16 protein-coding genes are annotated in these 21,401 nt (G+C 38.4%); 9 read left to right on the top strand and 7 right to left on the bottom strand.

Features of this window, described 5'->3' with window-relative positions; genetic code table 11:
• A partial coding sequence (locus AC2JBO_RS16805) for a phosphatase PAP2 family protein (protein ID WP_496954796.1) occupies positions 1–485 on the top strand: 485 nt, incomplete at its 5' end.
• Positions 486–565: 80 nt separating this feature from the next.
• Here the strand turns inward: AC2JBO_RS16805 and AC2JBO_RS16800 are convergent.
• On the bottom strand, positions 566–745 hold the full coding sequence (locus AC2JBO_RS16800; RefSeq protein ID WP_496954795.1) for a hypothetical protein: 180 nt from the start codon (positions 743–745) through the stop codon (positions 566–568).
• A 625-nt stretch (positions 746–1,370) separates the two neighbouring features.
• Here AC2JBO_RS16800 and crtD point away from each other — a divergent pair.
• The 3 genes from crtD (at position 1,371) to AC2JBO_RS16785 (ending at position 3,963) form a co-directional block, all read left to right on the top strand.
• The gene (gene crtD, locus AC2JBO_RS16795) at positions 1,371–2,882 is read left to right on the top strand and encodes a C-3',4' desaturase CrtD (RefSeq protein WP_496954794.1); all 1,512 of its coding nucleotides are present in this window, start codon (positions 1,371–1,373) and stop codon (positions 2,880–2,882) included.
• A gap of 108 nt (positions 2,883–2,990) precedes the next feature.
• Positions 2,991–3,704, top strand: a complete 714-nt coding sequence (locus AC2JBO_RS16790) for a hypothetical protein (protein WP_496954793.1) — start codon at positions 2,991–2,993, stop codon at positions 3,702–3,704.
• 37 nt (positions 3,705–3,741) lie between these two features.
• Complete coding sequence (locus AC2JBO_RS16785) at positions 3,742–3,963, top strand: hypothetical protein (RefSeq protein ID WP_496954792.1); 222 nt, start codon at positions 3,742–3,744, stop codon at positions 3,961–3,963.
• A gap of 63 nt (positions 3,964–4,026) precedes the next feature.
• Here the strand turns inward: AC2JBO_RS16785 and AC2JBO_RS16780 are convergent, their stop codons facing one another.
• The 4 genes from AC2JBO_RS16780 to hslO form a co-directional block, all read right to left on the bottom strand.
• The gene (locus AC2JBO_RS16780; RefSeq protein WP_496954791.1) at positions 4,027–4,650 is read right to left on the bottom strand and encodes a hypothetical protein; all 624 of its coding nucleotides are present in this window, start codon (positions 4,648–4,650) and stop codon (positions 4,027–4,029) included.
• A 126-nt stretch (positions 4,651–4,776) separates the two neighbouring features.
• Entirely contained in the window at positions 4,777–5,430 is a 654-nt protein-coding gene (locus AC2JBO_RS16775; RefSeq protein ID WP_496954790.1) for a Uma2 family endonuclease, read from the bottom strand.
• 110 nt (positions 5,431–5,540) lie between these two features.
• On the bottom strand, positions 5,541–7,613 hold the full coding sequence (locus AC2JBO_RS16770; protein ID WP_496954789.1) for a chromosome segregation ATPase: 2,073 nt from the start codon (positions 7,611–7,613) through the stop codon (positions 5,541–5,543).
• A 158-nt stretch (positions 7,614–7,771) separates the two neighbouring features.
• On the bottom strand, positions 7,772–8,674 hold the full coding sequence (gene hslO, locus AC2JBO_RS16765; RefSeq protein ID WP_496954788.1) for an Hsp33 family molecular chaperone HslO: 903 nt from the start codon (positions 8,672–8,674) through the stop codon (positions 7,772–7,774).
• A 543-nt stretch (positions 8,675–9,217) separates the two neighbouring features.
• Here hslO and AC2JBO_RS16760 point away from each other — a divergent pair.
• The 4 genes from AC2JBO_RS16760 (at position 9,218) to AC2JBO_RS16745 (ending at position 16,997) form a co-directional block, all read left to right on the top strand.
• Positions 9,218–9,994 (top strand): hypothetical protein, encoded by a 777-nt coding sequence (locus AC2JBO_RS16760; RefSeq protein WP_496954787.1) that lies wholly within the window; start codon positions 9,218–9,220, stop codon positions 9,992–9,994.
• Positions 9,995–10,073: 79 nt separating this feature from the next.
• Positions 10,074–13,565, top strand: a complete 3,492-nt coding sequence (locus tag AC2JBO_RS16755) for a WD40 domain-containing protein (protein ID WP_496954786.1) — start codon at positions 10,074–10,076, stop codon at positions 13,563–13,565.
• 161 nt (positions 13,566–13,726) lie between these two features.
• A complete protein-coding gene (locus AC2JBO_RS16750) occupies positions 13,727–15,379 on the top strand; it encodes an AAA-like domain-containing protein (protein WP_496954785.1) in 1,653 nt (550 codons plus the stop codon).
• A gap of 22 nt (positions 15,380–15,401) precedes the next feature.
• Positions 15,402–16,997: an AAA-like domain-containing protein gene (locus tag AC2JBO_RS16745; protein WP_496954784.1), complete on the top strand. Its 1,596-nt coding sequence runs from the start codon at positions 15,402–15,404 to the stop codon at positions 16,995–16,997.
• A gap of 26 nt (positions 16,998–17,023) precedes the next feature.
• Here AC2JBO_RS16745 and AC2JBO_RS16740 read toward each other — a convergent pair whose 3' ends face one another.
• Positions 17,024–17,779, bottom strand: a complete 756-nt coding sequence (locus AC2JBO_RS16740; RefSeq protein WP_496954783.1) for a sterol desaturase family protein — start codon at positions 17,777–17,779, stop codon at positions 17,024–17,026.
• 171 nt (positions 17,780–17,950) lie between these two features.
• On the opposite strand from AC2JBO_RS16740, the gene AC2JBO_RS16735 reads away from it, so the two are divergent.
• A complete protein-coding gene (locus AC2JBO_RS16735; RefSeq protein ID WP_496954782.1) occupies positions 17,951–19,576 on the top strand; it encodes an MFS transporter in 1,626 nt (541 codons plus the stop codon).
• A gap of 153 nt (positions 19,577–19,729) precedes the next feature.
• Here the strand turns inward: AC2JBO_RS16735 and aspS are convergent, their stop codons facing one another.
• Positions 19,730–21,025 (bottom strand): aspartate--tRNA(Asn) ligase, encoded by a 1,296-nt coding sequence (gene aspS, locus AC2JBO_RS16730; RefSeq protein ID WP_496954781.1) that lies wholly within the window; start codon positions 21,023–21,025, stop codon positions 19,730–19,732.
• Between the last annotated feature and the right edge of the window lie 376 nt (positions 21,026–21,401).

Genomic DNA, 21,401 nt, shown 5'->3' with positions numbered 1-21,401 from the left:
AAATTGGTTCTCCAAAGACTTTAGTACCAGTTTTGCTTTTACTGAATTTAATATTGGTTTTTAGCAGAAGATGGCGCCTGTCAGCTTATTTATTAACGGCAGGTTTAGGAAGTGCCGCAATTAATCATGCTGCAAAAGTATTTTTTCATCGCTTGCGTCCTCACCTTTGGGAGTCAACATATCACAAAACGAGCTTTGCATTTCCTAGCGGTCATGCAATGGCAAGTTTTACATTTGCAGCAATTTTAATCGTTCTAGCTTGGCATACTCGTTGGCGTTTACTCGCTTTTATGTTCGGCGCCGCTTTTGTGCCAGGAGTAGCTTGGACACGGTTATACTTAGGAGTTCATTTTCCTAGCGATATCTTAGCGGGATGGTTGGTTGCACTTGCTTGGGTTATAGGTGTTTATGCAATAATTAGACCGCACAAAAATCAGACGACTTTAACAAATGAAGAGGTTAAAGTTTCAGAGGTAAACATATAATTTTATTAGTCAAAACAACAACTAATAATAAAAACAGACGTGTAGAGACGTGAAATTTCACGTCTCTACATCTTCGTGGCCTAATCATATTCTGCAATGGCTTCTTGAGCCAAGGCTTCCAGCTTGCCATCTGCGATATCTTTTTCTAGTTGTTCATCCCAACGCTTGTAATCTAAGTCGGAAAACCATTTTAGAAGTTTTTGGAACTCATCAGGTGGGAGTTGAAGTATCGCAGACTCAATTTGCTCAACGTTCAGCATAAGGGTTACTTTAGCATAGTTATAAGAAAATTATACTGATTTAAACGACAGTTAGGTTAGTTAAAACTTTACCCATTTGATTTTCGTCTCTAATTTGCATGATTGCCTCCTAACTAACATATCTAATGGAAATTTTGAGTTTTCATGTGCTTGATTATGATATTTGTATCACCGTATTTTCATATATAAACAATTTGATTTCAAATTCTAAATTATGTCACAACCACGAGTTGGTGCGTGACGCTACAAGTCTTATAACTACGTTGAAATTCCTTCATCGTGTCACGCACCCTACGTTTTTATGTGCTACTCATGCAAGTCCTAATTATTTATCTATTTATTAAGAGTTATAAAATTAAGAGTTATAAAATTAAGAGCGGGAAAACCTCCGATTTACGTGCATTGTAGAGACGCGATGGACGCTATGTTTCTCGCGTCTCTACACGGGTACATTTTTTTACAACGAATAACTTAGTTGTTACATTCGTCACATTTTAATGCTGTTTCCACCCGACTCTGTGTCAGAAATTTTACTAATCAGGCTTATTTAAGTCAAAAGATGTAACAATATAAGTAGATATATTACAAAATCTAAAAATTAAAGCATAAATGGCAAGGTAGATGTATGAGTAAATCAAAACCTAGCGTAGTTGTAATCGGCGCCGGAATTGGTGGACTGACTGCTGGTGCGTTGTTAGCGCATCGTGGTTACAACGTTTCAATTTTCGACCAAGCACTTGTACCTGGGGGTTGCGCTTCGACGTTCAAGCGCAAGGGATTTACCTTTGATGTCGGCGCCACTCAAGTTGCTGGTTTGGAAGTTGGAGGTATTCACCATCGGATTTTTTCTGAGCTAGGAATTGATATACCAGAAGCTACCCATTGCGACCCAGCATGTGCTGTCTTTTTACCTGGGGAAAACACACCTATTAATGTTTGGCGTGACCAAAAGAAGTGGAAGGAAGAACGTAACAAGCAATTTCCCGGTAGCGAACCTTTTTGGGGATTATTGGCTGAGTTATTTAAAGCAAGCTGGCAATTTCAAGGACGCGACCCTGTACTACCACCACGTAATGTTTGGGATTTATGGCAGCTAACTCAAGCTTTACGCCCAAATACTTTTATTACTGTACCATACACTTTATTTACCGTTGGTGATGCACTACGAGCTTATGGGTTGGGCAATGACAAGCGATTACAGACATTTTTAGATTTGCAACTCAAGTTATACTCTCAGGTTAGTGCAGAAGAAACAGCTTTACTTTATGCTGCAACTGCATTATCTGTTTCACAGGCGCCACAAGGTTTATTTCATCTTAAGGGCAGTATGCAGGTTCTTAGCGACTGCCTAGTAACAGCTTTAGAACGTGATGGTGGAAAGTTGTTGATGCGCCATACTGTAGAAAATATTCTTGTTAAGAACGGTAAAGCTGTAAGTGTTATAGTCAAAAATCAGAAAACGGGCGATATGTGGGAAGAACCCGCAGATTATATAGTTGCTAATGTTACCGTACAAAATTTGGTGCAATTACTCGGTACAAAGGCGCCTCGTAGTTATAAAAAGCGAGTGGAGAAACTACCGTCACCATCAGGCGCCTTTGTAGTTTACTTGGGTGTAGATGCAAGCGCTGTACCTCCTGAGTGTCCACCACATCTTCAGTTTTTATATAATCAAAACGGCCCGGTTGGAGAAAATAACTCGCTGTTCGTCTCAGTTAGTCATGAAAGTGATGGACGGGCGCCTACTGGTAAAGCCACAATAATAGCTTCGTCGTTTGTCGATGTGGAACGGTGGTGGAAGACTGAAGACTATGAAGGATTAAAACAAGAGTTTACCGACCAAGCAATATCGCATCTAAATAAATATTTTTACCTCAAACCTGAAACACTTGTTCACGTCGAAGCAGCTACACCTCGCACCTTCCACCACTACACCGCGCGTTCTCAAGGTATAGTAGGAGGAATTGGGCAGAGAATACCCACATTTGGACCCTTCGGCTTTGCTAACCGCACACCTATCCCAAGTTTATGGCTAGTTGGTGACTCAACACATCCAGGGGAAGGAACTGCGGGTGTTAGCTACTCTGCGTTAACTGTAGTTAGACAAATTGAGCAAAAATTAGGAGTTAGGGATTAAAGTAAAAGAGTCTTGATTGGTTTCGTGATGTTTTGGTAAAACATGTAAATCGGAGGTTTTGCTTATATGGTTGAAAGCTATATGAAAAGGTAATTTCAGGATTGCTGTATGGTCTATACAACGGTAAGTTACGAAACGTTTCAGCGTCAAAAGTATCCAAAGTTTGGGCATGATAATCCTCATCCCATGAACTTTGAATTTTGGCTGTATATGGTTCAAACTGGTTTTTCAGCTTGGGAAGCACGCGAAGAGTTTGGCTGTACAAATAAACTACGCGAGGGACCAATTTGGTGTTTTCAAAGACATGGCATGTCGAGTACAGCACTGCCAGATGGTCGTATCATATATATTGGTGGTGAGCATGAAGAGTACTATGACCCTGATTACTGTATTTACAATGATGTAATTGTCAAACATCCAAATGGAGAAGTTGATATTTACGGCTATCCAATGAATTTCTTTCAACCCTGCCACTATCATTCGGCAACGCTCGTTGATAACAATATATATATTATTGGACGTTTAGGGTATCAACAAGACCGAGTTCTTGGTGAAACGCGCGTGTTCTTACTTGATTGTGAAACCTTTGAAATAAAAAAGATACATACCAAAGGAGAAAACCCTGGTTGGATTTATGAACACAATACCGAATATATCAAAGAAAAAAACTGTTTAAAAATAGAAAAAGGTAAAATTATTACTTTTGATACAGATACAGGAATAGATACTAATAACGAAAATTACAATAATGTCTACGAAGATAATCAAGAAGTATTTTTATTGAACCTAACAAGTAATCAATGGTTTGCAGTAAAAGCATAATATACAAATTTAGCAAACAATAACAGCAAATAACTTTATGTCAATTTCAAAAACTGAAGCAAAAAAAGTACTTGAACGTCTTATCTTCGACACTGACCGTCCACAGGAGTGGATAGAAGATATTTGGAGTTTAAGTCCAACTTTGGGAGAAGATGCTGCCAAACTTGTTGAGGTATTTGAAGCATTGATTGAATGTTGCCCACAAGATAAATTAGAAAACTTAGTAAATTTTTATTGCCGAGAGGTTTTAGAATCGTAGGGTGCGTGACGCCATAACATGTACACTAATAACATTACAGTCCACTAGCGTCACGCACCTTACTTAACCATCATTAAGTGGTGCATTAAGTTTCAGTTTTACGCCTGTTCCTTTTTTAAGAACAACTTCTCCACCTGGACTAGATAGTACGTAAGCTGTTGCAGCGGCACCTCCAGCTAGAGTACCGTGTTTGAAGTTAGTTTTATTACCAATAAAATGACCAGCAGCGGCACCTCCTAAGATAATTCCAACGTTTTGTAGAAATTTACCCTTAGTTTTGGTTTCGATTTGAGTGTTAACTAAAGCGGCGTTAATAGGTAATTTATCGCCATTTTTCAAGACAATAGCATCAAAAACTAAATTTAATTTAGCTTTTTTACCTTTAGCAGCTTTGACAACATTTTCTACATGCCCTTCAACCTTACTGTCTTTAAGAATAGCATTGTTACTTTTGACTTTCAGAAGAAAAGTATCGTTTTCACGGTTTTTGCCTGTAGAAATGTCTTGTTGAAGATTTGTATCGAATGTTGTACCACTTGCAACAATAGCTTGAGAATTCTTTGCAGTATTTGAGGCAAGTTTAGTATTTGTACTCGTTGAGTCGCTTGTGGTTGTGTTTTTTGAACTACAAGCAACTGTATTTAATACTAATGTCGCACCCAAAACAAACGGTATGAACTTTTTCATAATTTTCAAGAAAAAGTAGGTTGGTGTAGATAATACACTATAAGATACTGGGTATTTAATTTCAGAACAATACTTAAAATTTAATTATCGTAGGCACCATAATTTCTCGTTTTGTTACAATTTATATTAAGATTTGTAATTAGAGAGCATTGCTTCAAATTCTTCTAGTGCCTGAAGGCTTCCAACCTGCCAATTTCTCTCCACAAGTTGAGGAATAAGCTCAGTTATAGGTATTTCTGGAAACGTTGGGCTAGTTTCAGACTCTATATATTTTTTACCTTGTAGCAAATGAATAGTTAGTTTTCCACTATCATATATCCAAACTTCTGGTACACCAACAGCTTCGTAAGCCTCAATAGTTGTTCGCGAAGTAACATCACTTTCAATAGCCAAATCTGGTGGAGGGTCATTTGGTTCGAGGCGCCGACGACCAATCATAGTTTGATAGTTTTGGATGTAAAAACAGGCATCTGGTTCTACTCCAGCAGCACCTTGGTTTTTAAAGGTAGTTGAACCAAAAGGTTGATATCGAATACCTTTAGCTCTCAATAAAGTTTTGACGATATCAGAAATAAAATCTCTTGGTATTTCATGTTCTGGTAGAGGAACCATAATCTCTAAAGTACCCTGGAAATAAGCGACTCGTGACGCGCGCTTTTGCCCTAATTCCTGTAAAATCGTTTCAAATTCCTGCCAAGTTACATCTGGGATAGTGACGACACTACCGGGGGCAAAATGCATTTGGCTAATAGATTTGACAATGCCAGTAGTTGTAGTCATAACCACAAGTTTTTAAATTTGGGGAATCTTACCACCCACCGAGTATAACAATAAAGGGCATAGCAAATGCCATACCCTTATGTTTGTAAAATAAAGTTAAAATTGAATTTTTACTGACTAGTTGTAGTTGTGGTTGTAGTGGTGGTGTTATCTGGTGATTGTTCGGGTTGTGGCGCCGGCTCTGGGTTGAGATATGCACGCCAGTTGCGAATTTGCTCACGCGCAGAACTATATGCGGCGGTATTACGTGGAATTAGGCGCGCTGTTTCTATCGCTCGTCCGAGATCAGATTCGCTCTGGGTGCGAGCAATATCTAATATTTGCTGACTCCACTGGTCAATAGCTGGGTTAACGTCGTTACGTAATAAACTACTGTCAGGAACTTTGTTTGCCAAGCGAATTGCTTGAGCTAGCGCTTCGGGTGTTCCTTGTACGGCTACTTCCCTCGCTTGCCTCCAGTTTTGACGCGCGTTAACTTGTCCTTGCCAGTCACTAATAGCGGCTTCAGCTTCACCCGATAGCGCCCTATTACCTGTAATTTGGTTGGCTGTTTGAATTGCTCCAGATAAATCGCCACTGCTTGCTAATTCACGCGCGCGGTCTAAGTAAGGTTGGTCTTGAGCGCGCTGTATTATTGCTGTCCATTCGGCAATTCGTTTACGAGCTTCAGGATATAATGCCCTTCCGCGACGAATTTGACCTGCTTCAGTTATCGCTGCCTGTAATGAGCCTGCATCTTGCACCAGCGCTAACTGTTCAGCACGGTCTAAAAATGGACGGTCTTCAATGGTTTGAACTTGCCCAACCCAACGATTTATTTCTCTACGAGCTTCTCTCGAACGTGGGTTATTTACGGGTACTAACTGTGCCTCAGTAATAGCCGCTGTTAAATCAGCTACCGTTCCCTGTGTAGCCAGTGTCCGCGCTTTATCTAAACGTGCTACGTCTTGTATTTCTAGCTGCCAACGAGCAATTAGCTCCTGTGCTTTTTGATATACAGGACGCGACGGAACGATTTGTTGGGCTTGAGCAATTGCTGCTTCTAGGCCGGATGTAGTGCCAATCCAGGCATTACGCAGTGCTTCGGCAATTGCGATAAAGTCTTCAGTATCTGTTTGTAGATCAGCGTTTGTTGGAATGCGCTGGGCTATAGAAATCGCGGCATCAGCATCACGATTATCAAGCTTTTTCTGGGCAATATCAAGCATTTGGCGCCCAAATACCGGAATTGCTTCCTGCGCTTTCTGGTAAATGTAGCTATCAGCAGTTATTGACTCAGCAATCTTAATTGCTTTCGTCAAATCCTCAAGACCGCCGTTTTTAGCCAAACCTTCAGCTTTTGCTAACTTATCACCATCTTCACGAGTTTTTGTGATTAAACCATTTAGCTGCTGATACTTGGTAGTTTGCCAAAATTTATTATTCACACGCAGCAAGCCAGAAGCATCCATGAAAGCATTATGCCACCGCGCGTTCCGCATTTCCTCTTCGGCTTGTTTATAAATTTCTTCGCCTTTCGACCAAACCAAACGCCATTGCTCGATTTTGTCTTTAACAATTTTGTGTGCCGGCATATCATCAGGAATGCGGTTCGCAGTTGTGATAGCTTCGTCCAGCTTTCCTGCATGGAAACTTGCATCAGCTAAACGTAAAATATCGCGCGACCAATCCTCAAGGAAACGGTCTACTTCCGCGCGTAATGGGTGGTTGGATGGCAGTTGCTTTACAAGGTCAATAGCTTGCAGCAAATCATTCACTGTGTCCTTAGAAGCAGCTACTTGAGCGCAGTGTAATCGTACCGACGCACTCGCAAGAGGCCAAAAAATTGATGGACAATTGGGCGCAGCAGGCAGTTTCAACAGTATAGCCGTAGACATAATAGCTATAGTTCCTGGTACAAAGGCCAACAAACCAGTCCACAGCACCCAACTTTTTGTCCAACGTGGCAATTTCCACTCTCCAGAGAGTGCAGTTTCACTTTCGTGCGACTGACTTGATGGCGCCATTTTTTCGGATTTGCCCGCTTGTTGCTGTTTCACTGTCTTTGACGTTGAATTTGTACCTGGGACACCAGACGCTTTATTGTCAGACGGTTGCCGTTGTCGGGATAATTGGGTCATATTTTCTGACTCGTTTCCTGTGGTCCGTGACCAACTTTCTGGAATATCCCGTTCTGTCGTCATTGCTCACACCATGAGTAATTTTGATAGCGATTCGTTTGAGAACGAAATTTGCGTTGTTGCCATAGTAACTTTCTCGTTGAGAAAAAGCTAGCTCCTGCATCATCAATATCTCCACAGATATCATGAAGCTATATTTTTTACAGTCCTGTTTTATACCATTAGGAAGCAGATGATTCGGCTTGTAAGTTATTAATTACCCCCGCCAAGTCGTCACTACTTGCTTGGTACACTGTGCCACAAAACTCACACTTAACCTCGGCGCCATTATCTTTAACAATCATGTCTTGGAGTTCCGGTTCCCCAAATAATTTCAAGGCGCCTAGCACCCGTTCAAACGAACAACCGCAGTGGAAGCGAAGCATTTGCGTTTCAGGAAAAATAAACAGTCCCATATCTCCCAACAACTCTTGAAAGATTTCGGGCAAAGTTTTACCTGCTTGTAACAATGGTGTAAACTCTCTTAACGCCATCATTCGCGACTCTAAAGTTTCTACAAGAGCTTCATCACGTGCGGCTTTGGGCAAGACTTGGACTAGCAATCCTCCTGATGCTGTAACTCCACTCGATTCTACAAACACACCTACCATTAATCCGGAAGGGGTTTGCTCTGAAGTTACCAGATAATGAGCTACATCTTCGCCAATTTCTCCCGATACTAGTTCTACAGTACTGGAATAAGGAAAGCCAAATCCGATATCGCGCACAACATAAAGAAAACCTTTACCAATGGCACCACCAACATCCAATTTTCCTTTCTCGTTAGGTGGCAATTCGACAAACGGGTTATTTACGTACCCGCGCACCGTACCATCTAAACCAGCATCTACTAGTAAACCACCTAAAGGACCATCACCTCTAATTCTCAAATTCACGCGCGACCCTGTTCGTTTCATGCTCGAAGCCATCAATAACCCGGCAGTCATCGACCGACCTAATGCTGCCGTCGCTTCTGGAGATAACTTGTGGCGCCTGCGCGCTTCATCAGTTAAACGTGTAGTAATAGCACCTACTGCCCTAATCCCCCCATCTGCCGCTGTCGCGCGGATTAATTGGTCTGCCATGAAGAGCCTCTTACATTTCTTAATACACACTGTTAATTATTGTAAAGTCTTATTGATAAATGGTAGGTACGGTTTACCCTAGAAATTCAGGAAAGAGCGGGCGCCTATTGCCCACCCCACAAGAGATTTACTAATTGAATCTGTACCTTACTCAATTAAAAACCGAAAAATGAAAAATAGTAAACGCGAAGAAGACCAAAGTATAAGAATTTGGTAAATAATTCCTAACTCAATTCCACTAATAAAAATAATCATTACTAGTTCATTGAAACTATTTAACTTATAATACTAATTAGTATGTTCAGTAATTGTTGTAGAAGGAATATATGGATTTTCAATGTATTGTAAAATTATTAAAACAACTAAAATTAGCCACGAGTATAAAAAGCCATAAACTTTAAAGTGTCTCCAAACTAACTGCATTTTTTCTCCTATTAAAAATTTTATTTTAGGTAAAAACACTGATGGCTTTTGTGGATTTATCGACAAAAATCAGTTGAACCTAGCAATACAATACAAATAAAAATATTGGAGTTAAGTTAAATGACATTAGTGGTTATAATTGCTATTGCAATCGCTGTTATTGCTGCTGTAATAGCTATAAAAGCTGCTTTGGAAGCTAGCAAGCTTGGACGTGATAGCTTACAACAAGGGGACTATTCCAGCAGCTCTAGCATAAATGTAAGTAGAAACACAATGGAGGCAATTGATGCTACATCTGATCAGCAACCAGTCAGGAAAGTAACATATAGTGTAAAGTTAATGAATGGTACAAGCGCTTCAACAAGTCGCTCTCTTCAAGGAACTTCGACTTCGACAGTAACAAAGACTGTTGGAGCAAAAGCAGGTGAAGGAAAAGTTATTACTAGTAAATCAGAATTAGAAACAATTTCACCTGGAATCAAAGTTCGGTTTTCTGGAATAATTAGCTATCAAAACACACCATTAATTAATAAGTTTGCCGCTTATCTTGGGGAAGTATTTCGAGGATTAAATCAAAATAACGAGCCAGTTTGGAGTATATTTAATGCCGAAACGCCTACATTATTAATTGATTTATCAGGAGAAGATATACAGTTAATTAATAGTGATTATGGTTTAACTATTAAAGTTACAGAAAAAAGTGTTAATGGGTATATTCAGGGAAAACCAATGTTCTATCCCCAAGATGATAATTTTAGTTGTGATGAAACAACAGGTGAATTTAGCCAACGTTATTGTGGGTTAGAATTAGGAGATGAGGTAATTGTTACAGGAACAGTTACCTTAACAGAAAATGGAATTGGAGTCGCTGCGGAGAATATTACAATTAGCCGTTAAGTTTCATTGTATAGTATCAGTAGTTGTATAACGATTCGTATAGAGGTATTATAAATTACTGTTGTGTATACTTAACTAAATGGGTAACTACCAGTACCAAGTTGGTGGCAGTTTAGGAAATGATGCACCTAGTTATGTGGTGCGGCAAGCGGACGAGGAACTTTACAATGTCTTAATAGCTTCCGAGTTTTGCTATGTTCTGAACTCGCGTCAAATGGGCAAATCATCAATATTGGTACGCGCGAAACATCGGTTGCAGCAAGAAGGGTTTAAATGTGCGTTTTTAGACATGACGCGCGTTGGTAGTAATAATATGACTGTTCAGCAATGGTATTACGGAATTATTGCGGAACTGTGGCGAGGATTAGATTTAATTGGGAAGTTCAATTTAAAATCTTGGTTTAATAAGCAAGAAAATATATCTTGTGTTCAGCAACTAAGTAATTTTATTGAAGATGTGATTCTCACAGAATTTAAAACAGAAAAAATTACTATATTTATTGATGAGATAGATAGTATTCTTGGCTTAAACTTTGATGTTACCGACTTTTTTGCTCTCATCCGCTTTTGTTACAATCATAGAACTACAAACCCTGAATATTATCGAATTAACTTTGCAATTTTTGGAGTAGCTACTCCATCTGATTTAATTACCGATAAAAAGCGGACACCTTTTAATATTGCTAAAGCCATTGAATTACACGGTTTCCAACCTTCCGAAGCGGCACCACTACTCAAGGGTTTAGAAGATAAAATCGCAAATCCTCAAAAAGTTATTCAAGAAATTTTAGCATGGACAGGTGGGCAACCATTCCTTACACAGAAATTGTGCAATATGGTTATAAATGGGAAGTCTGAGGTGCATGAAGTCGTAGACAAGTACATTATTCAAAACTGGGAATCTCAAGATGAACCAGAACATTTGCGGACAATACGCGATAGAATTCAACGTCATCAGCAGCAAATTGGCAGATTACTAGGAATTTACCAGCAAATTTTACAAAATGAACAAGTTAAAGCCGATGATAGTCGTGAACACATAGAGTTAATTTTATCAGGTTTACTAGTCAAAGACAAAGGGTTTTTAAAAGTTAGGAACAAAATTTATCAACAAGTATTTAACTTAAAATGGGTAACAGAAAAATTAAATCTTCTTCGCCCTTATTCTCAAAATTTTAACGCTTGGCTTGCCTCAAATCAACAAGATACGTCGCGACTATTGCGGGGACAAGCTTTGGTTGATGCTCAACTTTGGGCACAAGGTAAAAGTTTGAGCCATATCGACTATCACTATCTAGCAACTAGTATAGAATTTGACCGTCAACAAGAATCTCTAATTATACAAGCAGCGCGCGCAAAAGAGATTGAGAGAAGATTTGCGATTGAGAAAAAACTTGCTAAATTACAAAGGTTATTATTGATAGTGATTAGTTTGGGATTTGTTATCTCTACGAGTTTAAGCATAACAACGTGGTTGCAGTATCGTCAATTAGTGCAAAATGAAATAAAAGCACTTGCAACTTCTGCTGATGGAATGTTTGCAGCGAATCAAGAACTAAATGCGTTGGTAGGTGCAATTAAGGCAAAACGAAAGTTACAACAATATAACTATATAAATCCAGAAATTAAAAACCAAGTTGAATCTGTCTTAGAACAAACTGTTTATGGAGTCAACGAATATAATCAGTTAATAGGACATAAAAGCGGAGTTACAACGGTAGCTACTAGTCCTGATGATCAAACTATTGCGACAGGTAGCGGTGATAAAACTATAAAGCTGTGGAAGTCAGATGGCACTTTATTAAAAACTATTAAGGCTCATGATTCTACAGTTTGGAAAGTTAGATTTAGTCCAGATGGTAAAATTATTGCCTCCGCAAGTGTTGATGGTACTATCAAATTATGGAACTTAGATGGCGCCTTAATCAAAACGTTCAAAGGTCATCAAGGCGCCGTTTGGAGTATTGCCTTTAGTCCTGATGGCACTCTGCTTGCATCAACAAGTTCTGATAGAACAATCAAACTTTGGAATTTGGATAATAGCTGCCAAGATATAAAGTGCAATATTTCTACTTTGAAAGGACATAATGCTGTAGTTTCAAGCATTGCCTTCACTCCCGATGGTAGTATAATTGCCACTACAAGTCTTGATAAAACAATCAAACTTTGGAAGAGAAATACAACAGACGGTATATATAGTGTCTTTAAAACTATTAAAGGTCATTCATCTGCAATTACGGATGTTGCTTTTAGTCCAGACGGTAAAATTATTGCTTCTGCAAGTGACGATAAAACAGTCAAATTATGGCGCTTAGATGGAACTAGTATTAGTACTCTTGAAGGACATGAAGCTGGGGTATTAACAGTATCTTTTAGCCATGATGGTCAGATTATTGCTTCTGCTGGTTCAGACAAAACTATTAAACTTTGGAGACCTAATGGCATTTTAATTAAGACCTTCAAAAAGCATAACGGCAAAGTATTAGATGTCGCAATTAATGCAAATAATGATGTAGTCGCCTCAGCAAGTATAGATGGTTCAGTCAAACTATGGAAAGTTAACCCAGGCTTATCAACCACTTTTTATAGTCAGAATGGTAAGGTTTTGCTTCCTGCTTTTAGTCCGGATGGTAATATAATTGCTTTTGCAGATGGAGAGCAGTCAGTTAACTTATATAGTAAAGATAATATATTGCTAAAAAGTATTAAAAGTCAAGGCGCCTCAATTGCAGCAATTACATATAGTCCGAATGGAAACAGTATTGCTGTCGGAACTGAGGATGGGAGTATAAAACTTTGGCAGTTGGCAGACATAAATAAATCCTTACTTAAACCCAAAGCTTTTAAGGCACATGATGCACTAATATTAACAGTAGAATTTAGTTCTGACGGTCAAGTAATCGCATCAGGAAGCGATGACAACAGTATTAAGCTATGGAAGCTTGATGGTAGCTTGCTTAATACCCTAAAAGGACATCGTTCGAGAGTCACAACAGTCAAATTTAGTCCTAATGGTAATTTGGTTGCTTCCGCAAGTTCAGATGGTACACTTATACTTTGGAAACGAGACGGCAACGCGCGGACTTATAGTATGTATAAGACTTTTAAAGGTCACAATGCTCCTATTTGGGGATTAGCTTTCTCTCCAAAAGATAATATATTAGCCTCATCTAGTTTAGATAGAACTATCAAATTTTGGAATATGGATGGAACTGTTATCAAAACCATCAAAGATAATAAAAGTGCCTTTAGCAGAATTGAATTTAGTCCGGATGGTGAAATAATAGCCGCAGGAACTTGGCAAAACACTATCAAGTTCTGGAACCGAGACGGAATTTTGTTAAAAACCCTGACTGGACATGACTCAACGGTTTGGTCAGTTGCTTTTAGTTCTGACGCTCACTACTTAATTTCATCAGGTGATGACCAGAAGGTAATTTTGTGGAATGTTAGGCGCATTTTAAATTTAAACTTTTTACAACGCGCGTGTAGCTGGGCTGGTGATTATCTTAGAACAAACGCCCAAGTCGCAAAAGATGACAGGCGCCTTTGTGATGGTATCAAACCTTGAAGTATCAAATTTGAAGTATCAAATCTGAAAATTGAAAATAGTTATTAATTTTAGTATTGTAAATATTCTATGTATATGCCGATACTGACTTTTAATACGGTTGTAATATTTACTAAAAAAATGTAACATCCACTCTACTATTACTCCTATGCACCTATTGTATGGAATCTATGAATTTAGAAATTCCTTGGGAACCTGTAGCACTCAGTTCACCTTTCTATGTAAAACCAGCACAAATTGAAGAATTAACTTACCAAGAAATTACCAAGGGTGGAAGCCTGATTTGTATCAAATCACCCCAAAAAACTGGTAAAACTTCTTTAGTTACACGCTTAATAGCTTATGCTCAGTCTATCAACTACAAGACTGTCTATTTAGATTTACATCTAGCAAACGAAAATATTTTTACAAATATTGATAATTTTTTACAATGGTTCTGCGCTTATACTAGCCAACAGTTACATCTGCCTTTGAAAGTAGAAGAGTACTATAATGAATATGTTGGTAGTAAGGTAAATTGCACGCTTTATTTTCAAGAATATATTTTGCAGCAGGTAAATAGCCCAGTTGTCTTAGTTTTTAACGAACTTAACCGTTTGTTTGAATATCCGAATACAGCTCAAGATTTTTTGGCACTGCTGCGTTCTTGGTATGAAGAAGCAAAACACAATCCAACTTTTAAGCAACTTCGGTTCGTATTAGTATATTCTACGGAAGTTTACATTGATTTAAATATTAACCAATCACCATTTAATATCGGATTACCTGTTAGCTTACCGGAATTTACGGTTGAGCAAATACAGGATTTAGCGCAACTACATGGATTATGGCAAGATAAGCTGGGAAGAAATAATGCTTTTGAACTTCATGCACTTGTAGGAGGACATCCTTATTTAGTGCGACTTGCGCTTTATGATTTAGCAACACATCCAACTAAAAGTTTAAATGAATTTTTAGAAGAGGCGCCGACACTTAGGGGTATTTATAGCGCTTATTTACGCGGACTATTAGCAATAGTAATCAAAAATCCGGAATTAGCTGCTGCACTTCAACAGTTGATTAATAATGGCGGTCGAGCTAGATTAAATCAGATAGTGACGCATAAATTGGAAAGTTTAGGTTTAGTTAAAATAGGTGACTTAGAATCTACTTTTTCGTGTAATTTATATCGAAAATATTTTTCTGCTCAGAATTTAGAAGAACTCAATGTTTGGCAGTTCATGAAGAACTTACAGCAAAACAATCAATACTTAACACGCTTATCAAATTCCGATTATATTACAACACTTGGTAATCAACGTTATTTTGAAACTAGTTTGAATCAAATATGGTCAATGCTAGCAGAAGAAGAGGCGCCTCTAACCGTAATATTAATAGATATTGACCATCTCAAAATTTATAATAAACAACACAGTTGGGAAGCAGGCAATTCATCGCTTCAAAAAGTTGCTGATATAATCGAAAATACAATCAAGAACTTTTACACAGTTGGTACGTTTATGATCAAAGCCGCGCGTTTGGGAGGTGGTGAGTTTGGGCTACTTCTCCCTGGAAGAGGCGCCAAAAATGCTTTTGAAATTGCTGAAACCATCCGTTACAAAGTTCTTAGTTTAGGAATTTCGCATGATGATAATGCTATATTTGGTCCTGCTTCTTCAGTTTTGACTGTAAGTTCAGGTATTGCTTGCACTTTCATTAATGATATAATTTCACCTAGTATACTAATGCAAGCAGCACGCGATGCACTCTATCAATCAAAAAGAAATGGACGCAACACAACTTCAGTTAGCACCACTTTAAACTATGGGTTATAGAAATTTAGTACAAGAAAGTAATATGCTAGGCAATTATTATTATACACCTAGTGGTCCAGTACCTCTGAATTCCAAATACTATATTCAGCGACCCGTAGAACAAATCATTTATCAACAAGTTTGTAAAGAAGGAAGTCTTGTCCGTATTAAAGCACCTCACCAAATGGGTAAAACTTCACTAGTGTTCCGGTTGATCGAACGACTAAAAAAGCTTGACTACCATATAGTATATATAGATCTACAGCTTGCTGACCTCAATGTATTGAATAAGCTAGATAAATTTTTACACTGGTTATGTGCTGTTGTTAGTCAGCAGTTACAGCTACCAGCAAATTTCGATACATGTTGGAATGAGTACATTAGTAGTAAAGTGAATTGTACTATTTATTTTCAAGAATATTTATTACATCAGTTGAAGAGTCCTGTTGTTTTAATATTCAATGAATTGAATCATATATTTGATTATCCTCATCTGATTCAAGATTTTTTAGCATTACTGCGTTCTTGGTATGAGGAGGCAAAAATAAACGACACTTTTAAAAAACTAAGATTGATTTTGGTACACTCTACAGAAGTATATATTACTTTAAATACAAATCAGTCTCCTTTCAACGTTGGACTAACAATTAAATTACAGGAATTCAGTATACAAGAGATTCAGGAACTAGCGGTGCGCTATGGTTTAAACTGGAACGATGAACAGATATACGCTACTGAATTAAAAAGATTAGTTGGAGGACACCCATATTTAGTTCAGCTTGCACTGTTTTATTTAGTTAAGCATTCTTCAAGTAATCTACAAGGTATATTAGAAAAAGCTACTATAAATGACGGTATTTATTACAATCACTTGCAAAGATTACTTGAAACACTTAAAAAATATCCGGAATTAGCAGTAACATTTCAAAAGCTAATTTTACATAGTAATACCGTGCAACTGGATAATAAACTAGCGTATAAGTTAGAAAGTTTAGGTTTAGTCAAAATAAAAGGTAATTACTGTCAGGTTTATTGTGAGTTATATCGAAAATTTTTCGTTGTACAAAACTTCGATAATTTTTTTCCTAGTCAGCCAATTCAACAGCAAATAAACACTAATATTATCGATGAAATTACACAAATATATAATAAACGCTATCTTGATGCTTTCTTAAATTATTGGTGGCGAAAATCTGCTGTTGACAATATTCCACTATCTTTGATTTTATTCGATATTGACAACTTCAAAGTTTACAATGCGATATACGGTCAAGAAGCGGGGAATAGATGTTTATGGCTAGTAGCGAATCTTATTCGTAATCGAATAAATTATACTCAGGAAAATATATTGGTCGCGCGCTATCAAGATGATACTTTTGCATTAATTTTAACAGATACAACTGCACACGAAGCTTTTGGGATAGCTGAAAGCATTCGTGAACAACTTAAAACGTTAGCTATCCAACATGTTATTGCTACAAATAGTACACTGCAATTTCCTATTGTCACTGTTAGCATAGGAGTTGCCACCATAATTCCAGATATAGAATCATCTTCTACTATTTTGACCCGTGCGGCGCTTACTGCACTAGACGAGTCGAAAAAATCTAAACGTAATTATAATTGTCATTCTCAATAATAGTAGGGTGGGCAATGCCCACCTTACTAATGATTCTTTAATGGTAGTATAATTAATTTAAATATATTCAAATCATGGTTGTGTTGAGGTAAACCTAGCTTGATTTTTTCTGGAAATTTTGGATATGAGTAAGATTTGAAGATTTTATCCCAGAATGAAAAAAAACTTGCGTAGTTAGATTGACTTTCTTTGAATACTTGGGAGTGATGTAAGCGATGAAAGTTTGGAGTTACAATAATATAACTGAGCATTTTATCGAGTTGTTTCGGTATTGCCCAATTACTATGGTGAAAAACTAATTCGATGGCGAGTGTAAATTCATAAATTAGTAAATGTACTGGCTGAATTCCAAATAACCATACTAAAAAGAGTTTCGGTATATTAGATGAAATTACTTCAACTGTATGAAAACGATATGCGGTCGATGTGTTCATCGACATCTCTGTATGATGAACTTTGTGGAATCTCCACGGCATAGCGAAACTGTGCATCATCCTATGCCATACATATAAATATAAGTCAAGCAGTAGGAAGGATATACATATAGATAACCAAGGCAACTTTACGAAATGTAAAAACCCAAGCCAAATTTTCTGGCGCCATATCCAATGTAAAACTGTAGCTATTGTCAAGCTATTTGCTGTAATGTTGAGAATACCTAAGATAACATTAGGGTAAGTTCTTTGGTCAAAGGTAGATTGGAAATGAAAAAAGGGAAAGATATTCTCTAGAAATCCAAATAATAAAACACTACTAATAATAGTCAGCGATTGCCAATCCATTTTAAACACCAAGTCCTAATATGGTAGTCAATTTTGCTACTAGCCTTCTGATTCCTCCTTTTTCGGTTATAACTTTTATTTTGTTTTTCTGCACCAATAGTGGTTGCATATGGCATAGCTAAGAATATATCCTCATGAATCAAAGGTTATTACGTTACGAGTGCTTTTTATATGGCAGCATCAGTAGTTTCGACGTCTATGTGGAGTCCACTCAAACAGCAGGTGTTCCGCGCGCTTTGGATAGCTTCAGCAATATCAAGCGTTGGAACTTGGATGCACGATGTTGGCGCCGCGTGGTTAATGACTACACTGGCGCCAAATTCTCCAATACTTGTTGCGCTATTACAAGCTGTTTCTAGCTTACCGTTTTTCCTACTCGCTTTACCTGCTGGCGCCATAGCGGATGTTGTTGACCGTCGGCAGGTGTTACTATGGACACAATCATGGATGCTGTTAGTTGCTGCACTATTAGGTGTGTTGACAATAACAGGAGTAGTGGCGCCTTCAAATCCTGCTTCACCTTGGATATTATTAGGGTTAACGTTTGCAATGAGCGTTGGCAGTTCGATGAATATGCCAGTATGGCAAGCGGTGACACCTGAACTTGTAACTAGGGAAGAACTGCCGCAAGCGGTGACATTAAGTGGTATTGTCGTAAATCTTTCGCGTTCAATTGGTCCAGCATTAGCAGGTATAATTATTGCTTCTGCGGGAACGGGCGTAGTATTTTTACTGAACGCAGCATCATTTATTAGTGTAATTTGGGTAATTTATACTTGGAAGCGTACACATCAGCAAAGCGCTTTACCAACCGAGCGGGTAGTTGGTGCCATTCAAGCGGGTGTTCGCTATGTCCGTCATGCACCAGTATTTCAATCGGTAATATTTCGCACAATTGGTTATATATTCTTTGCAAGTGCCTTGTTTGCACTATTACCTTTAATCGGACGTAGAGAGTTAAAACTTGATGCTTTGGGTTACGGTACTATTTTGGGTTTTTGGGGAATAGGAGGGTTAGCGGGAGCGTTTATTTTACCGAAATTGCGGCAGAACTTTTCAATCGATAACATAGTAGCTGGCTGTTCGGCAACAATGGGTTTAATGATGCTGATAATAGCTAATGGGCGTAATTTTTATTTAGTTTGCGCGGTAATGTTATTGGTAGGGATTTCTTCGTTAGGGGTAATGGTAAGTTTGAATGTAGCTGCTCAAAGTGCGGTTCCAAATTGGGTAAAAGCGCGCGCTTTATCTGTACAGCTATTAGTATTTCAAGGCGGTATGAGTTTAGGAAGTTTACTATGGGGGACTGTTGCACAGCATACTAGTTTATCAACATCTTTAACAGCAGCAGCAATTGGTTTATTAGTTACCATCTTCATTACCGTGCGTTTCCGGCTCAAATGTTCAGAGTTATTAGATTTACGAGCATCGCTACATTGGGATGAACCAACACACGCTTTTGAACCATGTCCGAACGATGGTCCAGTTTTAATAACACTTGAATATTATATTGACCCCAACAAAGCTGAAGAATTTACCTTAGCCATGCAAGCACTCGCGCGTATTCGGCGCCGCGATGGTGCAATACAATGGGGATTATATCAAGATGTGTCCGACCCAAGTCGATTTGTCGAGACAGCGCTCGTTGAATCTTGGGCAGAACATCGGCGCCAGTTTGAGCGTGTAACAGTCAGCGACAAAGTAATCGAAGACAGAGTACTTGCGTATCATATTGGTAACGAGGCGCCGAAAGTTTCAGAGATGGTTTACTCAAAAGATGGCAGGCGCCCTTGTTAAAAGGTAGGGTGCGTGACACCATAACAATTCTTAAACGAAGCAATCATTTAGTGGTGTCAAAATTTAGCACGTTAAGTACGCAAGAGCCGAAAGTGCTGAGTGCTGAGTAAGCATTTATAACTCAGCACTCAGCACTCATAACTCAGCACTGAATTATGGTGTAATTCGATATCTATCGCGCGGGAAAAGCGATGCTTGTCGGATGTTAGGTAATTGTAAGATTCGAGATGTTAAACGTTCTAAACCTATTGCTAAACCTCCATGTGGTGGCATTCCTAATTCAAACATTTGTAAGTGATTTTCAAACGAGGCGGGGTTTAGATTACGATTTGTTAACGCTTGTTCTAAATCTCCGCATTTGTGCAATCTTTGCCCACCTGTTGTAATTTCGATACCTTCAAATAATAAGTCAAAGCTTTGTGAGGCGCCTTCCGAACCGCGCGGGTGCGTATAGAAAGGTCGTGCATTTAAGGGAAAACCAATAACAAACACTGCTGGTACCCCTGTTTTTGCTTCCGCTAATTGACAAAGCTGACGTTCTGCTTCGGGGTCTAAGTCATCAATAAGGTTGTTACGACCAAAGTGATGATTAAGTCGTTCTAAACATTCTGTAAATTCCCAAGTTGGTACATTTAACATTGAGGGAAGTAATTTTGTTCTGTACCTTTTGAGTTGGTCTGCAAAGTTTTGGTTCAACTGCTCAAAAATAAACGTTAATAACTCTCGTTCTAACTCAATTACTTCTTCAGCACAGTTGATAAACCCCATTTCCAAATCTAAAGAGTAATATTCTGTTAAGTGCCTACTACTAGCATGAGGTTCCGCGCGGTAAACGTAACCTGTTTCAAAAACTCTTTCTAGACCTGAAACTCCGTACTCTTTGTAAAACTGCGGACTTTGGGCAAGATATGCTACACGTTCAAAATATTTGATTTCAAACAAATTAGTTCCACCTTCAGTCCCGCTAGATACTATCTTAGATGTAACTATTTCTGTGAAATATCTGGCGCCTAAGAATTGCCGAAAGTACTGTAATATAGCCGCTTGGATACGGAAAATATCGCCTATCTCACTATGACGCAGTGACAAAGGACGGTAAGCCAAGATAGTTTCGATACCAATATCAGAAATATCTGAACTGGAATTAAAAGGTAGTATTGATACACTATTAAGAAGATTAATCTCAATCACTTCTACCTCAAAGCCAAGTTTAGCTCGTTTATCGGGCTTGATTTTCCCTATTACTTCCACAGGTTCATCAAGTTTGAGCTTTAATTCTCGCACCAACTCGGAAGCTACAACACATTGCACTTCCCCACTACAATCTTTAACAACAATAAATGTAGTACGAGCAAGTTCTCGCAGATGCAATATCCAACCGCGAATTACAACTTCTTCAGTTAACGATGCTTCTAAGGAAGCAATAAATCTTTTTGAGCAAAGTACCATGACAAAAACCCTTCATGGGTGAAGTTTTCCTTGCTGGAACCGTGTTAACGGCGGTACCATCCAGCTTCCATATCCCGCGCGCTGTTAACTTCAAGTCAGCACACTATGAACATGACACTTTTTTGCAGTTTCGTTGCACATACGTTTTACCCTACTAACCGCCGATGCTAATCATCTTGACTAACATTTCCTGTTCGAGTAAACCTCTCTGAGGGGTCTTTCCTCTTCCACGAGTTACAACCATACTACATAAAATCTGGAAACACTGCAACTCTTTCTCTTACTTGGCGCCCTTTGCGGTTTGTTACATAAACTTTTGTGTGTATAAAAAGATTCTAGTTTAAAATGAAACCGGATTTATTTTCGGTAAAAACAT

This window comes from Calothrix sp. CBUCES-K 9914 (assembly GCF_059640475.1).
The sequence above is the reverse complement of the archived record's forward strand: the minus strand, read 5'-3'. Positions and strand labels throughout refer to the sequence as shown.